Source organism: Ideonella sp. (assembly GCF_041914305.1).
Lineage (GTDB): Bacteria > Pseudomonadota > Gammaproteobacteria > Burkholderiales > Burkholderiaceae_C > Ideonella.
In genome coordinates this window covers 95438-109736 of record NZ_JAYSDQ010000015.1, presented here as the reverse complement: position 1 = coordinate 109736, position 14299 = coordinate 95438, and the positions used below count along the sequence as shown (strand labels likewise).

Genomic DNA, 14299 nt, shown 5'->3' with positions numbered 1-14299 from the left:
GCGGTTTTCGCTGTATATAATGGAAGGCTGTTGGCGCTTTAGCTCAGTCGGTTAGAGCGACGGAATCATAATCCGCAGGTCCGGGGTTCGAATCCCTGAAGCGCCACCACCATACCAACCCCTTGCCGATCACTGCCGATCCGCAAGGGGTTTTTCTTTGGCTGGTGTACCGTGGCCGCCTGGCGAACCACGAGAAGACACGATGCCCAACGCATTCAAGGCCGCCCTGTCCCGCCGTGAACAGCAGGTGGGCTTGTGGCTGTCGATGGCCGAGGCCTACAGCGCCGAGATCTGCGCGACGGCCGGCTTTCACTGGCTGCTGATCGACGGTGAACATGGCCCCAACGACGTGCGCAGCCTGCTGGCCCAATTGCGCGCGGTCGCGCCCTACGCCAGCCACGCCGTGGTGCGCTCGGTCGACGGCGACCCGGCCCTGATCAAGCAGTTGCTCGACATCGGCGCGCAGACGCTGCTGGTGCCGATGGTCGATACCGCCGAGCAGGCCACCGCCTTGGTGGCCGCCACGCGCTACGCGCCGCAGGGCATGCGTGGGGTCGGTGCCGGCATCGCGCGCGCCTCGCGCTGGGGCTTGCAGCGCGACTACCTCGACCACGCCAACGACGACACCTGCCTGCTGGTGCAAGCCGAGACGGTGACGGCCCTGGCGCACCTCGAGGCGATCTGCGCCGTCGATGGGGTGGACGGCGTCTTCGTCGGCCCCGCCGATCTGGCGGCCTCGATGGGCCACCGCGGCCGCCCGGGGCACCCCGACGTGCAGGCCGCCGTCGACGACGCGATTCGCCGCATCGTGGCCAGTGGCAAGGCCGCCGGCACCATCAGCCCCGATGCCTCCCTGGCCCGGCACTACTTCGAATTGGGCGCGAGCTTTGTCGCCGTCGGCATCGACGTGACGCTGCTCGCCCAGGCCACGCGGCGGCTGGCGATGGATTTCGGGCTGGGCGAAGCGCCGCCGGGCCCGAGCGCCGCGCCCTACTGACACGAAGCGGGAGCCGCACGATGAGCACCCTCCTGAAGATCGCCGCCATCCCGGGTGATGGCATCGGCAAGGAAGTGATGCCCGAGGGCCGCCGCGTGCTCGAAGCCGCGGCGCGCCGCTTCGGCTTTCAACTGCAGACCACGCTGATCGACTGGGCCAGCTGCGACTACTTCGAGAAGCACGGCACGATGATGCCGGACGACTGGAAGACCCAGCTGGCCGAGCACGACGCCCTGTACTTCGGCGCGGTCGGCTGGCCCGCCACCGTGCCGGACCATGTCTCGCTCTGGGGCTCGCTGCTGAAGTTCCGGCGCGAGTTCGACCAGTACATCAACCTGCGGCCGGTGCGCCTATTCGATGGCGTGCCCTGCCCGCTGGTCGACCAGCAAGGCCGCCCGCGCAAAGCCGGCGACATCGATTTCTTCGTGGTGCGCGAGAACACCGAAGGCGAGTACACCAAGCTCGGCGGCATCCTGTTCGAAGGCACCGAGCGTGAGCTGGTGATCCAGGAATCGGTCTTCACGCGGCACGGCAGCGACCGGGTGCTGAAGTACGCCTTCGAGCTGGCGCGCTCGCGCGCCCGCAAGCACCTGACGGTCGCCACCAAGAGCAATGGCATCGCGATCAGCATGCCCTGGTGGGACAGCCGCGCCGACGCGATGCACGCGCTGTACCCCGACGTGACCGTCGACAAGCAGCACATCGACATCCTGAGCGCGCGCTTCGTGCTGCAACCCACACGCTTCGACGTGGTGGTCGCCAGCAACCTGTTCGGCGACATCCTGTCCGACCTCGGCCCGGCCTGCACCGGCACGATCGGGCTGGCCCCTTCGGCCAACCTGAACCCGGAGCGCCGCTTCCCGTCGCTGTTCGAGCCGGTGCACGGCTCGGCGCCCGACATCTACGGTCGCAACATCGCGAACCCGATCGCGATGATCTGGTCCGGCGCGCTGATGCTCGACTTCCTCGGCCAACGCGCCGCACACGATGCGATCGTGCGCGCGATCGAACAGGTGCTGGTCGAAGGGCCGCACACGCCCGACCTGGGCGGCACCGCGTCTACCACCGCGATGGGTGAGGCCATTGCACGGCTGGTGTAATGGCGAGCCCTCCCCCCAATGCCGCAGCCTTCTGCAGGCTGCATCCCCGTCCATGAGCGCGTACAGCACCGAGAAGGTCACCCACGTCCACCACTGGAACGAATCGCTGTTCACCTTTCAGTGCACACGCGACGCGAGCCTGCGCTTTGACAGCGGGCAGTTCGTGATGATCGGCTTGATGGTCGATGACAAGCCGCTGATGCGCGCCTACAGCGTGGCCAGCGCGCACTACGACGAGCGGCTCGAGTTCTTCAGCATCAAGGTGCCCAACGGCCCGCTGACCTCACGCCTGCAGCACCTGCACGTCGGCGACACGGTGCTGGTCGGCCGCAAGGCCCACGGCACGCTGCTGATCCACGACCTGCTGCCCGGCAAGCACCTGTACCTGTTCGGCACTGGCACCGGCTTGGCGCCCTTTCTCAGCATCATCAAGGACCCGGACGTCTACGCCCGCTTCGACAAGGTGGTGCTGGTGCACGGCGTGCGCACCAAGAGCGAATTGGCGTATGCGCAGATGATCGAAGAAGAACTGCCCGGCAACGAGTTCTTCGGCGAAGACGTGCGGGCCAAACTCATCTACTACCCCACCGTCACGCGCGAGCCCTTCAAGAACCAGGGCCGCCTGACCGACCTGATGCACAGCAACAAGCTGTTCGACGACATCGGCCTGCCGCCGCTGAACCCGGCCGTCGACCGCGCGATGATCTGCGGCAGCCCCAGCATGCTGAAAGACACCTGCGCGCTGCTCGACGAGTACGGGCTGAAGGTGTCGCCCCGCCTGGGCGAGCCGGGCGACTACGTGTTCGAGCGCGCGTTCGTCGAGCGCTGACGCGCGCCCGGCGCTTGGTGTCGTAACACCGCTTGCGACCGCTTGCAAAACAACGGTCAAGAAGCGTCAATCCGAGGGCGAACCCGCTGCGGGCCCCTGTGCATGGCTCTTAGATTTCGTTGGCCGCGGCGCCGCACGCCGCGGTATTCAATCCAACGTCGTTGACCCTTTTCGGAGGAGCCATGCTTCAAATCGCCAAGTGGACACTTCCCGCCGCCGCCCTGCTCGCCGCCGCCGGCGCCTCGGCCGGGCCGCTGGACAAGCTCAACATTCGCCTGAGCGCCGCCAACCCGGTGGTGCAAGGCGACGCCAGCGTCGCGGTCGACGTGACCGTCACCAACGTCTCCGGCCACGCCGTCAAGGTGCTGAAGTGGCACCTGCCGGAAGACGAGCTGCACGCCCCGCTGTTCAAGGTCACCAAGGAAGACGGCAGCGCCGCGCGCTACGTGGGGGCGCTGGTCAAGCGCGCCGCCCCGACCGAGGCCGACTATGTCCGCATCCAGGCGGGCGCGACGCTGACCTACCGCGTCGAGCTGAGCCACCTCTACCAGCTGGGCAACGGCCGCTACTCGGTCGAGTTCATCGGCCGTGAGGGCCGCGGCGCCAGCGAAGCCAGCTACAAGACGTCGACGCCGCTGATGCTGTGGACGTCCGGCCGCAGTGCCGCGGTCGACACCGCCAGCGCCGACACCGAGGGCAACGGCACCGAGGCCAACATCAGCTTCACCGGCGGCTGCACGGCGTCCGAGCAAAGCACGCTGACCAGCGCGGTCGGCGCAGCGACGACCTACTCGACCGAGTCCAAGGGCTACATGAACGGCACGCCGACCGGGTCGCAGCGCTATGTGGAGTGGTTCGGCAAGTTCACGCAAAAGCGCTGGGACAAGATCGAGAAGCACTTCAACAAGATCGACGCGGCCTTCAAGACCAAGCCGATCACGCTCGACTGCTCGTGCACCAGCTCGGCCTACGCCTACGTCTACCCGAACCAGCCGTACAAGATCTACCTGTGCAATGCCTTCTGGTCGGCGCCGATGACCGGCACCGATTCGAAGGGCGGCACGCTGATCCACGAGATGTCGCATTTCGACGTGGTTGCCAACACCGACGACAACGCCTACGGCCAGACCGCGGCGCGCCAACTGGCCAAGACCAACCCGAAGGCCGCGACCGAGAACGCCGACAGCCACGAGTACTTCGCCGAGAACAACCCGCACCTGCCGTGACGGCCGACGGGACGGCGCGTCGTTTGACCTGACACGCCGCGCGAAAGGCAAGCACTGAAACCGGTGCTTGCCTTTTCTCCAGCAGAACAAGGTCAAGATTGATCAAGGCCACGGGTCGACCCGATCTATCGCCATCGACCGGCGACCTAGATTGCGGCGGCCACAGCCCACGAAGCGGTGGCAGTGAGTCCTGATGATCAAACCAAACTTCTGGAGAATCCGATGATTCGATTTGCAAGAAGGACAGTTCCCGCCGTCGCCCTGCTGGCCTGTACCGGTGCCTTCGCCGCGCCCGACCAGCTCGATGTCCAGCTGACGATGGCCAACCCGGTCGTGCAAGGGGACGTGGATGTGGCCGTTGACGTGGCCGTCACCAACACCACGGGCCATGCGGTCAAGGTGCTGAAGTGGCAGCTGCCGTCCAAGCACCTGCAAGGCCCGCTGTTCCGGATCATCAAGGAAGACGGCACCCCCGCCTCCTACGTCGGCCCCCTGGTCAAGCGAGTGGCCCCGCGCGCCGAAGACTACGTGCAGATCGAAGCCGGCGCCACGCTGAACTACCGCGTCGAGCTGACCGGCTCATATGAGTTGGGCAATGGCCGTCACACGGTCGAATACATCGCCCGCGGCCGCCACGGCAACGAGGCTGTCCTGGCCTCGTCGTCGCCGCTGCAGCTGTGGACGCAAGGCCGCAGCGCGCCGGCGCCGGTCACCGAATCGACCGACGCCCTCGCCGCCAGCATCACCTACACCGGCAACTGCACGTCGTCGGAAAAGACCACGCTGGTCAGCGCCGTCAACGCGGCGACGACCTACGCCACACAGTCCAACAGCTATCTGGCCGGCACGCCGTCGGGCACCAAGCGCTACGTCAAGTGGTTCGGCACTTTCAGCTCCAGCCGCTGGAACACCGTGCACACGCACTTCACCAACGAAGAGAACGCCTTCAAGACCAAGCCGCTGACGCTGGATTGCTCGTGCAACGACAGCGGCACCTATGCCTACGTCTACCCGAACTCGCCGTACAAGATCTACCTGTGCGGCGCGTTCTGGAGCGCGCCGATGACCGGCACCGACTCCAAGGGCGGCACGTTGGTTCATGAGATGTCGCACTTCACGGTCGTTGGCGGCACCGACGACTGGGCTTACGGCCAGACCGCGGCGGCCAACCTGGCCAAGAGCAACCCGACCAAGGCAGTCGACAACGCCGACAGCCACGAGTACTTCGCCGAAAACAACCCGTACCTGCCTTGAGCCTGGCATGACGACGACACTGGCCGCGGTCACACTGGCGTTTGCCATGGCCAGCTCGTCCTCATTTGCCGCTTCGCCCGCCACCGCACTGCGCTGCGCCCTCGCGGCGCCGGCGCCCGCGGCGGTGGGCCAGCCGGTGTTGTTGCGCTTCACGCTCACCAACGCCGGCACCGCGCCGCTGCAGGTGTTGCGCTGGAACACGCCGTTCGAAGGCGCGTGGTTCGCGCCCTTCGTCACGGTGACCCGCGGCGGTCGCACGCTGCCTTTCCAGGGCCCGATGGTCAAACGGGCCGAGCCGCAGGCCGCCGACTACCTTCGGCTCGACGCCGGCCAGTCGGTCCAGGCCGAGGTCGATCTCGCGCTGCCTTTCGATCTGTCCAAGCCGGGCCGGTACAAGGTGCAGCCACGCGTCCGGCTGATCGACGTGTTCGATGCGGCGAGCGGCGACGCAGTGCCGCGACCGCGCGAAAAACATCAGGGCGCCGATCTGGCCTGCCCCGCGGTCGAGCTGACGATCGCGCCTTAGGGCGACGCTGAATAAGTCCCCGCGAGGCTGCGCGCCCTGGTTTGGGATGGGCTGCAAGGCGCAAACCACAGCCATAGCTTGTGCTATGGCGAGGATTTGCAACGCAGCACACCGCCCAAAGCAGGCACGCGCGGCCCGCGAGGGACTTGTTCAGCGTTGCCTTAAGACGGCGCCTTAACCTTCCAGGCTCTCGTGGTGCGCGGTCGCGCCACGCTTCCAGTACGCCGCCGCGCGGATCGCGCGTTTGTCGTGGCCCTTCTCGTCGACCAGGATGCGGCGCAGCTCGGCCATCTCGGCCGCTTCGCCCGCGGCCCACACATACCCTTCACCCGGCGGCAGCGCCATCGCCTTCAGCGCCGCGAACAACGCCGCGCCGTCGGCCACCCAGGTGATCTCCAGATCGGCCGCGCTCGCCAGCGCCGGGCGGTCGGCGGCCTCGGGCACCTGCAGCACCACCATCGCGCGCGCGCCGGCCGGCAATTCTTCGAGCCGCCGCGCGATCGCCGGCAGCGCGGTCTCGTCACCCACCAGCAGGTGCCAGGCGTAGTCGAGTGGGATCAGGAACGAACCGCGCGGGCCGCCGATGCGCACCCGCTGGCCCGGCGCGGCCTGCGCCGCCCAGCCGGCAGCCGGGCCGTCGCCGTGCAGCACGAATTCCAGGGTCAGCTCACGCGCGGCGTTGTCGAAACTGCGCGGGGTGTAGTCGCGCCGGGCCGGCTCGTCGGCGCCGGTGTCGATGAAGAGCTTCACATGGTCGTCGAACGAGGGGCTGACGAAATCGGCCAGCGACTCACCGGTGAAGGTCACCGCGCGCAGGTGCGGGGTCACGTCGCGCACGCGCACCACCGTCAGTTCGCGGAACTTCAATTCATGGCGCACACGCTGCACGCGGCCGAGGACACTGCTCATGGCGTAGGCATCTCAATTGATTGACAATGTCCCCTATCATGGGCAAACCACTTGACAATGTCAACCATACCGCCACAAGGCCTTCTGCCGCCCAGGGGGACGACGTGGTGGAACTGGTGCACACCGTGATGCATCAGCTGCGCTCGCTGCAGTACCAGGCGCTGCGCGACGGGCCACTGGCGCTGACCCACATGGAAAGCAAGGTGCTCAACTACTTCGGCCGCCAACCCGGTGCGACACAAAGCGACCTGGTGCAGCACAGCGGGCGCGACAAGGCGCAGCTGGCCCGGCTCATCAAGGGCCTGCGCGAACGCGGCCTGCTCACCAGCGAAGCCGACGCGGCCGACCGGCGCAACCTGCGCCTGACCCTGACCGCCGAAGGCCAGGGCCTGCTGAAGACGCTGCAGCAGCAAACCCGCAAGGTCAATGCGCAGGCGGTGGCCGGCCTGAGCGCCGCCGAGCGTGAACAGTTGCGCGGCTTGCTGCAACGCCTGCGCGACAACCTCGACCGCGAGGCGTGAGCGGGCGTGCGCCGCGGCCCCTCGCCCGGCCCGGCAACGCTAAAATTAGCCCCTTACGCCGGCCTGGACACCCTTCGCGGACCAGGCCGATTCTTTCCACAGCCCCTGGGTCTACACCATGCATCGCTGTGCCGCGCGCGCCGCATCCACCGGCGCCTCTCGCCGCCTCGTCCTTTCTTCGCTGGCTGCTGCCACCTTGCTGGCCGCGCTGCCGGCACAGTCGCAGGCCCTGATGCGCCGGTTTCCGCGCAACGCGTTGCGCGGCGAAATCACCTTCGGCGCCTTCCCCGAGATCCTGCTCAACGGCCGCGCCGCCAGCCTGGCCCCAGGCGCCCGCGTGAAAGACATGGGCAACGCGATGCCGATGCCCGGCGCGCTGGTGGGCAACAAGTACGTCGTCAACTTCACCGTCAACGGCATGGGCCTGGTGCAGGACGTCTGGATCCTGCGGCCCGACGAGATCCGCATGCAACCCTGGCCGCGCACGCCGCTGGAAGCCCAGACCTGGGCTTTCAACGAAGGCGAGCAGACGTGGGCCAAGCCGTGAGCCGGCCCGACCAAGGAGTTGCCGCGATGACCGCCCCGACCGATACCCAAGCTGTCGCCCCCACCGACGCCCAGGCCGCCACGAAGAAGGTCTTCATCCGCACCTTCGGCTGCCAGATGAACGAGTACGACTCGGACAAGATGGCCGACGTGCTGCGCGCCGCCGAGGGCTACGAGCCGACGCAAGATGTCGAGCAGGCCGACCTGGTGCTGTTCAACACCTGCTCGGTGCGCGAGAAGGCGGCCGAGAAGGTCTTCTCCGACCTGGGCCGCGTGAAGCACCTGAAGAAGAAGGGCGTGCTGATCGGCGTCGGCGGCTGTGTCGCCAGCCAGGAAGGCGCGGCCATCATCGAGCGCGCCCCGTACGTCGACATCGTGTTCGGCCCGCAGACGCTGCATCGGCTGCCGCAGATGATTGCGCAGCGCCACGCGCAGCACCGGCCGCAGGTCGACATCAGCTTTCCCGAAATCGAGAAGTTCGACAACCTGCCGCCGGCCAAGGTCGAAGGTGCGAGCGCCTTCGTCTCGATCATGGAGGGCTGCTCCAAGTACTGCACCTACTGCGTTGTGCCCTACACCCGCGGCGAAGAGGTGTCGCGCCCCTTCGACGACGTGCTGACCGAAGTCGCCGGCCTGGCCGACCAGGGCGTGAAGGAAGTGACGCTGCTGGGCCAGAACGTCAACGCCTACCGCGGCACGATGGGCGGCACGGCCGAGATCGCCGATTTCGCGCTGCTGCTCGAATACGTCGCCGAGATCCCCGGCATCGAGCGCATCCGCTACACCACCAGCCACCCGAACGAGTTCACCCAGCGCCTGATCGACGCCTACGGCCGCATCCCGCAGCTGGTGAACCACCTGCACCTACCGGTGCAGCATGGCTCCGACCGCATCCTGATGGCGATGAAGCGTGGCTACACCGCGCTCGAATACAAGAGCACGATCCGCAAGCTGCGCGCGGTGCGGCCCGACATCGCGATGAGCTCCGACTTCATCGTCGGCTTCCCCGGCGAGACCGAAGACGACCACGCGAAAACGATGAAGCTGATCGACGACATCGGCTACGACGCCTCGTTCAGCTTCATCTACAGCCCACGCCCGGGCACGCCGGCCGCCGCGCTGCACGACGAAACGCCGCATGAGGTGAAACTCGCGCGCCTGCAGGCACTGCAAGCCAAGCTCGAAGACAACGTGCGCCGCTACAGCGCGCAGCGCGTCGGCACGGTGCAGCGCATCCTGGTCGAAGGCCCGTCGCGCAAGAGCGCCGCCGAGCTGATGGGCCGCACCGAGTGCAACCGCATCGTCAACTTCGCCGGCTCACCGCGGCTGGTGGGCCAGATGGTCGACGTGACGATCACCGAAGCGCTGCCGCATTCGCTGCGCGGTGAGGTGGTGCTGCGCGAAACCGCAGCCGCCTGATCAACGCAGGTGACGCAAGCCACGCCACCACAGCGCCAGCGCGGTGGTGGCCATCAGCAGGCCATAGGTGGCCATGCGGCCATCACGGCCGAAGATCACCAGACCGCCGACCAGCGCCACCGCCCCGGCAGCCATCGCCCACAGGGCCAGCCCGCTGAAAGCGATAGCGCGCAGGTCCTTCCACCAGATCAGCTTGCACAGCGCGCTGGCGATCAGGCCGACGCCGATGGCGGGGCCGAAGAAGTTGGCGATGTGCCACAGCGCGTCCAGCGGGCCCATGTGTGCGTCGAGTGGTTGGGGCGCGCGGCTTGCGCTGTGTCAAACCGCACGGCCGGCCTTCGGGCCGCCGCCAGCGCCGTGAAAGACACAAATTTTATAATCTGCGCATGAGTGTCATTGCGCTCGGACTGAACCACACGACCGCGCCGCTGGACCTGCGTGGTCGTTTTGCGTTCTCGCCCGAGCAGTTGCCCCCGGCGCTGCGGGCGCTGCGCGAGCAATGGCAGCGCGCGGCGCCCGAGGCGGCGATCCTGTCGACCTGCAACCGCACCGAGCTGTACGTGGCCGGCGGCAACGTCGCCCGGGGCCGCGAGCTGGTCAGCCCGGCGATCGATTGGCTGGCGGCCCAGGGCGGCGTGGACGGCGGCAAGCTGCTGGCCCACACCTATGTGCTCGAAGGCCGCGAGGCGGCACGGCACGCGTTTCGCGTCGCCTCGGGGCTCGATTCGATGGTGCTGGGCGAGCCGCAGATCCTCGGCCAGATGAAAGAGGCCGTGCGCGGCGCCAACGAGGCCGGCACGCTCGGCACGACGCTGCACCAGCTGTTCCAGCGCTCGTTCTCGGTCGCCAAAGAGGTCCGCACCTCGACCGAGATCGGCGCGCACTCGATCAGCATGGCCGCGGCCACCGTGCGCCTGGCCGCCCAGCTGTTCGAAGACCTGCGCCAGACCAAGGTGCTGTTCGTCGGCGCCGGCGAGATGATCGAGCTGGTGGCCACGCACTTCGCGGCGCGCGAGCCCAAGCAGATGGCGTTGGCCAACCGCACCCTGGAACGTGGCGAAAAGCTTGCCGCCCGCTTTGGCGCACAGGCCATTCGCCTGGCCGACCTGCCGGCACGCCTGCACGAGTTCGACGCGGTCATCTCCTGCACCGCCAGCACCTTGCCCATCATCGGGCTGGGGGCCGTCGAGCGGGCCTTGAAGGCGCGCCGCCGCCGCCCGATGTTCATGGTCGACCTGGCTGTGCCGCGCGACATCGAGCCCGAGGTGGCGCGGCTGTCGGACGTGTACCTCTACACCGTCGACGACCTGACCGATGTGGTGCAGACGGCCGGCGAGAAACGCCAGGCCGCCGTCGCCCAAGCCGAGGCCATCATCGACGCCGGCGTGCAGAGTTTTTCGCACTGGCTGGACCAGCGCGCCAGCGTGCCGCTGATCCAGGCGCTGAACCAGCAGGCCGACGACTGGCGCGCCGCCGAGCTGGGCCGCGCGCGCAAGCTGCTGGCCCGCGGCGACGACATCGACAGCGTGCTCGAGGCGATGTCGCGCGCACTGACGCAGAAGATGCTGCACGGCGCGCTGGCCGAGCTGCGCGCCAGCGAAGGCGAAACGCGCCACGCGACCGCCGAGTGGGTCTCGCGCCTGTTCCTGCGCCAGGCCACCCGCAACCTGGCCAGCGACGAGCCCGGCCCGGGCGACAAGCTGTAGCGACGCGGCACCGCCCTGCCGCCCCGCCCGCGCCCTGCGGGCCGCCCTTGTCTCCCCTTTTGACGCCTGCCGGCGATGCCCGGCACGAAGACCATGAAAGACTCGCTGCGCCTGCAACTGCAACGCCTTCAGATGCGCCTGACCGAGCTGGACGCCAACCTGGCCGACCCGCAGGTCACCTCGGACATGGGCCGTTACCGCACGCTGGCACGCGAACAGGCCGAGGCCGCCGAAGTGGTCGGCCTGTTTCGGCGCTACGAACAGCGCGAAAGCGACCTCGCCGCCGCGCGCGAGATGCTGGCCGACCCCGACATGGCCGACATGGCGCGCGAAGAGATCGCCGGCGCCGAGACCGAGCTGGCGCAGTTGCTGGCCGCGCTGCAGACCGCCCTGCTGCCACGCGACCCGGACGACCACCGCAACGCCTTCGTCGAAATCCGCGCCGGCACGGGTGGTGAGGAATCAGCCCTCTTCGCTGCCGACCTCGCCCGCATGTACCTGCGCTATGCCGAAGGCCAGGGCTGGCGCAGCGAGGTGATGAGCGAAAACGCGTCGGACCTGGGCGGCTACAAGGAAATCGTCTTCCGTTTCGAGGGCCAAGGAACGGGCGGTGGGGTCTACGAGAAGATGAAGTTCGAATCGGGTGGCCACCGCGTGCAGCGCGTGCCCGAGACCGAAGCGCAGGGCCGCATCCACACCAGCGCCTGCACGGTGGCGGTGATGCCCGAGCCCGACGAGGCGGCCGAAGTCACGCTGAACCCGGCCGACCTGCGCATCGACACCTTCCGCGCCAGCGGCGCTGGCGGGCAACACATCAACAAGACCGACAGCGCGATCCGCGTCACGCACATCCCCACCGGGCTGGTGGCCGAATGCCAGGACGACCGCTCGCAGCACCGCAACAAGGCCAAGGCGCTGGCGGTGCTGCAAGCGCGGCTGCAGGACCGCGAGCGCAGCGCCCGCGAGGCCAAGGAGGCGGCCACCCGCAAGGCACTGGTCGGCTCCGGCGACCGCTCCGACCGCATCCGCACCTACAACTTTCCGCAGGGCCGGCTGACCGACCACCGCATCAACCTGACGCTGTACAAGCTGGGCGCGATCATGGACGGTGACCTGGGCGACGTGATCGCGGCGCTGCAGGCCGAACAGGCGCAGCAGCAACTGGCCGCCCTGGAAAGCGGCGGCGCGGCATGAGCCTCACCCCGCCGCCCACGCGGGCGCTTTTCCGCTCGACAAGGCCGGCCCCATGACGCTGGCCGACGCATTGGCGCGGGCCGCGGCGCAGAGGCTGGACCGGCTCGACGCGCAGTTGCTGCTGGGCCATGTGCTGGGCCGCCCGCGCAGCTGGCTGATCGCCCACGACAGCGACGCGTTGCCGCCGGACGCCGCGCGCGCCTACGCCGCGCTGTGCGACCGCCGCGCCGCGGGTGAGCCGTTCGCCTACCTGGTCGGTGAGCGCGAATTCCACGGCCTGGCGCTGCAGGTCGGCCCGGCGGTGCTGGTGCCGAGGCCGGACACCGAAACGCTGGTCGACTGGGCGCTGACGTTGCTCGCCACCGAGCCGGCGGGCGGTCTGGCCGACCGGTCGTCGCCCCAGGTTGTCGACCTGGGCACCGGCAGCGGGGCGATCGCGCTGGCGGTCAAACACCGCTGCCCGGGCGCCGAAGTCTGCGCAGTCGATCTGAGCGAAGCCGCGCTGGCGGTGGCCCAGGCCAACGCGACGCGACTGGGTCTGGTGGTCGAATTTCGTGCCGGCTCGTGGTGGCAGGCACTGCCGGGCGATCGGCGCTTCGACCTGGTGTTGAGCAACCCGCCCTACATCGCCGGCGAAGACCCGCACCTTGCGGCGCTGCGCCATGAGCCGACCCTGGCGCTGACGCCCGGGGGCGACGGGCTGGACGCGATCCGCGCCATCGTCGCCGGCGCGCCACCGCACCTGCACGCCGGCGCCTGGCTGCTGCTGGAGCACGGCTGGGACCAGGCCGACGCTGTGGCGGCTTTGCTACAGCAAGCGGGCTTCGAGGCGGTGGCGACCCATCGCGACCTGGCCGGCCGACCCCGTTGCACCGGGGGCCGCTGGCCCGGCTGAGCCGCGCGGCCAATCCGACCATCATCGGCTTTTCGGGCCGTTTTGTAATGCCCCGAAACAGAGGGGTGAGGCGCCAGCATTTCACACGCACGAAAAATGCGGCCGGAGTAGCATGGTTCTAACGGCGGTGTTTGCCGGGCTGTCAGGCAGGAGGTTCACGATGCGCCACCTCGTTGCGATTTCGCTCAGTCTTGCCTTGGCCGGCCCTGCCTTGGCCGCGTCGCCGGTGGTGGGCGACGGCCTGAAGATCAGCCCCGACAGCAGCGAAAACTGGTCGCCCTGGCAGGCGCGCTTGGCCATGTCGGCGCCCAGCCTGCCGGTGCTGGGCAATTGGGCCACTTCGGCGCCGATTGGCACCGCCATGCTGGCCGGCGACCGCTACCTGGGCTGGGGCCGGCTGGGCGATGGCGGCGGCCTGCGGGCCACCGGCGCGTTGCTGCTGGGCTCGGGCGCCCTAGGCCTGGCCGCACCGGCTGGCGCCGCCCGCGGCGAGATGCAGTGGCGCAACAACGGCAGCACCCCCACCAGCCTGGCCGAGCCGGAGTCAAACCCGGCCATGCCCTATCTGGGCGTGGGCTACAGCGCCTGGTGGGCGCGCGCTGGCGTCGGGCTGTCGGCCGATCTGGGCCTGGCGGCCCAGAAGCCGGGGCAGGCGGTGCGGTTCGGGCGCGCCTTTTCGGGCGCGGAAGGTTTCGACGACGTGCTGCGGGCGATGCAGATTTCGCCCATGCTGCAAGTCAACATGTCTTACGCCTTCTAGCCCCGACAATCAGGACATGCGGCCGCCGCGCACCCGCGCGGCGGCTTTGTTTTATAAAGCCATATCGGGCCGGCGAGCCCACATCCACCCTACAGAGAGTGCTCATGAGCGACGTTCAACAACGCATCGACCAAATCGTCAAAGGCCACAAGGTCGTCTTGTTCATGAAGGGCACGGCGCAATTCCCGATGTGTGGGTTCTCTGGCCGCGCGGTGCAGGTGCTGAAGGCCTGCGGCGTCAACGACATGACGACCGTCAACGTGCTGGAAGACGAAGACATCCGCCAAGGCATCAAGGACTACGCGAACTGGCCCACGATCCCGCAGCTGTACGTGAACGGCGAGTTCATCGGCGGCTCGGACATCATGATGGAGATGTACCAGGCGGGCGAATTGCAGCAGGTTCTGGCTGCCTGAC

16 protein-coding genes and 1 tRNA gene are annotated in these 14299 nt (G+C 68.2%); 15 read left to right on the top strand and 2 right to left on the bottom strand.

The genetic code is table 11. The features are described from left to right. Window positions 1-32 precede the first annotated feature (32 nt). The 7 genes from ACE3SG_RS19595 (at window position 33) to ACE3SG_RS19565 (ending at window position 5932) form a co-directional block, all read left to right on the top strand. A tRNA-Met gene (locus tag ACE3SG_RS19595) sits at window positions 33-109 on the top strand. Between the two features lie 93 nt (window positions 110-202). Further along, the gene (gene hpaI, locus ACE3SG_RS19590; RefSeq protein ID WP_374567824.1) at window positions 203-997 is read left to right on the top strand and encodes a 4-hydroxy-2-oxoheptanedioate aldolase; all 795 of its coding nucleotides are present in this window, start codon (window positions 203-205) and stop codon (window positions 995-997) included. A gap of 20 nt (window positions 998-1017) precedes the next feature. Continuing rightward, entirely contained in the window at window positions 1018-2097 is a 1080-nt protein-coding gene (locus tag ACE3SG_RS19585; protein WP_374567823.1) for a tartrate dehydrogenase, read from the top strand. 52 nt (window positions 2098-2149) lie between these two features. Then, the gene (locus ACE3SG_RS19580; protein WP_374567821.1) at window positions 2150-2926 is read left to right on the top strand and encodes a ferredoxin--NADP reductase; all 777 of its coding nucleotides are present in this window, start codon (window positions 2150-2152) and stop codon (window positions 2924-2926) included. Between the two features lie 182 nt (window positions 2927-3108). Next, window positions 3109-4152: a M35 family metallo-endopeptidase gene (locus ACE3SG_RS19575; protein ID WP_374567820.1), complete on the top strand. Its 1044-nt coding sequence runs from the start codon at window positions 3109-3111 to the stop codon at window positions 4150-4152. A gap of 222 nt (window positions 4153-4374) precedes the next feature. Then, the gene (locus tag ACE3SG_RS19570; protein WP_374567818.1) at window positions 4375-5406 is read left to right on the top strand and encodes a M35 family metallo-endopeptidase; all 1032 of its coding nucleotides are present in this window, start codon (window positions 4375-4377) and stop codon (window positions 5404-5406) included. A 7-nt stretch (window positions 5407-5413) separates the two neighbouring features. Then, on the top strand, window positions 5414-5932 hold the full coding sequence (locus ACE3SG_RS19565) for a hypothetical protein (protein WP_374567816.1): 519 nt from the start codon (window positions 5414-5416) through the stop codon (window positions 5930-5932). Between the two features lie 174 nt (window positions 5933-6106). Here the strand turns inward: ACE3SG_RS19565 and ACE3SG_RS19560 are convergent, their stop codons facing one another. Then, window positions 6107-6841, bottom strand: coding sequence for a siderophore-interacting protein (locus ACE3SG_RS19560; protein ID WP_374567815.1), 735 nt, complete (start codon window positions 6839-6841; stop codon window positions 6107-6109). A gap of 107 nt (window positions 6842-6948) precedes the next feature. Here ACE3SG_RS19560 and ACE3SG_RS19555 point away from each other — a divergent pair, with 107 nt between their 5' ends. The 3 genes from ACE3SG_RS19555 to miaB all read left to right on the top strand — a co-directional run bounded on the left by ACE3SG_RS19555 (window position 6949) and on the right by miaB (window position 9327). Then, a complete protein-coding gene (locus ACE3SG_RS19555; protein WP_374567814.1) occupies window positions 6949-7362 on the top strand; it encodes a MarR family winged helix-turn-helix transcriptional regulator in 414 nt (137 codons plus the stop codon). Window positions 7363-7480: 118 nt separating this feature from the next. Further along, on the top strand, window positions 7481-7909 hold the full coding sequence (locus tag ACE3SG_RS19550; RefSeq protein WP_374567813.1) for a hypothetical protein: 429 nt from the start codon (window positions 7481-7483) through the stop codon (window positions 7907-7909). A gap of 26 nt (window positions 7910-7935) precedes the next feature. After that, entirely contained in the window at window positions 7936-9327 is a 1392-nt protein-coding gene (gene miaB, locus ACE3SG_RS19545; RefSeq protein WP_374567812.1) for a tRNA (N6-isopentenyl adenosine(37)-C2)-methylthiotransferase MiaB, read from the top strand. Here the strand turns inward: miaB and ACE3SG_RS19540 are convergent, their stop codons facing one another. Next, window positions 9328-9606 (bottom strand): hypothetical protein, encoded by a 279-nt coding sequence (locus ACE3SG_RS19540; RefSeq protein WP_374567811.1) that lies wholly within the window; start codon window positions 9604-9606, stop codon window positions 9328-9330. A 107-nt stretch (window positions 9607-9713) separates the two neighbouring features. Between ACE3SG_RS19540 and hemA the strand changes: the two genes are divergently transcribed. The 5 genes from hemA (at window position 9714) to grxD (ending at window position 14298) form a co-directional block, all read left to right on the top strand. Next, the gene (gene hemA / locus ACE3SG_RS19535; protein WP_374567809.1) at window positions 9714-11033 is read left to right on the top strand and encodes a glutamyl-tRNA reductase; all 1320 of its coding nucleotides are present in this window, start codon (window positions 9714-9716) and stop codon (window positions 11031-11033) included. 93 nt (window positions 11034-11126) lie between these two features. Next, on the top strand, window positions 11127-12227 hold the full coding sequence (gene prfA / locus ACE3SG_RS19530; protein WP_374567807.1) for a peptide chain release factor 1: 1101 nt from the start codon (window positions 11127-11129) through the stop codon (window positions 12225-12227). Between the two features lie 52 nt (window positions 12228-12279). Continuing rightward, complete coding sequence (gene prmC / locus ACE3SG_RS19525; protein WP_374567805.1) at window positions 12280-13122, top strand: peptide chain release factor N(5)-glutamine methyltransferase; 843 nt, start codon at window positions 12280-12282, stop codon at window positions 13120-13122. A 160-nt stretch (window positions 13123-13282) separates the two neighbouring features. Beyond that, window positions 13283-13882 carry a hypothetical protein gene (locus ACE3SG_RS19520; RefSeq protein WP_374567803.1) on the top strand — a complete coding sequence of 200 codons (600 nt, stop codon included), beginning with the start codon at window positions 13283-13285 and terminating at the stop codon, window positions 13880-13882. Window positions 13883-13986: 104 nt separating this feature from the next. Continuing rightward, window positions 13987-14298, top strand: a complete 312-nt coding sequence (grxD, locus tag ACE3SG_RS19515) for a Grx4 family monothiol glutaredoxin (RefSeq protein ID WP_374567801.1) — start codon at window positions 13987-13989, stop codon at window positions 14296-14298. The last annotated feature ends 1 nt before the right edge of the window (window position 14299 follow it).

Bases quoted from the DNA above. Each gene is read 5' to 3' on its own strand.
- hpaI (WP_374567824.1), top strand. From the start codon at position 203: ATGCCCAACGCATTCAAGGCCGCCCTGTCCCGCCGTGAACAGCAGGTG.
- ACE3SG_RS19585 (WP_374567823.1), top strand. From the start codon at position 1,018: ATGAGCACCCTCCTGAAGATCGCCGCCATCCCGGGTGATGGCATCGGC.
- ACE3SG_RS19580 (WP_374567821.1), top strand. From the start codon at position 2,150: ATGAGCGCGTACAGCACCGAGAAGGTCACCCACGTCCACCACTGGAAC.
- ACE3SG_RS19575 (WP_374567820.1), top strand. From the start codon at position 3,109: ATGCTTCAAATCGCCAAGTGGACACTTCCCGCCGCCGCCCTGCTCGCC.
- ACE3SG_RS19570 (WP_374567818.1), top strand. From the start codon at position 4,375: ATGATTCGATTTGCAAGAAGGACAGTTCCCGCCGTCGCCCTGCTGGCC.
- ACE3SG_RS19565 (WP_374567816.1), top strand. From the start codon at position 5,414: ATGACGACGACACTGGCCGCGGTCACACTGGCGTTTGCCATGGCCAGC.
- ACE3SG_RS19560 (WP_374567815.1), bottom strand. From the start codon at position 6,841: ATGAGCAGTGTCCTCGGCCGCGTGCAGCGTGTGCGCCATGAATTGAAG.
- ACE3SG_RS19550 (WP_374567813.1), top strand. From the start codon at position 7,481: ATGCATCGCTGTGCCGCGCGCGCCGCATCCACCGGCGCCTCTCGCCGC.
- miaB (WP_374567812.1), top strand. From the start codon at position 7,936: ATGACCGCCCCGACCGATACCCAAGCTGTCGCCCCCACCGACGCCCAG.
- ACE3SG_RS19540 (WP_374567811.1), bottom strand. From the start codon at position 9,606: ATGGGCCCGCTGGACGCGCTGTGGCACATCGCCAACTTCTTCGGCCCC.
- hemA (WP_374567809.1), top strand. From the start codon at position 9,714: ATGAGTGTCATTGCGCTCGGACTGAACCACACGACCGCGCCGCTGGAC.
- prfA (WP_374567807.1), top strand. From the start codon at position 11,127: ATGAAAGACTCGCTGCGCCTGCAACTGCAACGCCTTCAGATGCGCCTG.
- prmC (WP_374567805.1), top strand. From the start codon at position 12,280: ATGACGCTGGCCGACGCATTGGCGCGGGCCGCGGCGCAGAGGCTGGAC.
- ACE3SG_RS19520 (WP_374567803.1), top strand. From the start codon at position 13,283: ATGCGCCACCTCGTTGCGATTTCGCTCAGTCTTGCCTTGGCCGGCCCT.
- grxD (WP_374567801.1), top strand. From the start codon at position 13,987: ATGAGCGACGTTCAACAACGCATCGACCAAATCGTCAAAGGCCACAAG.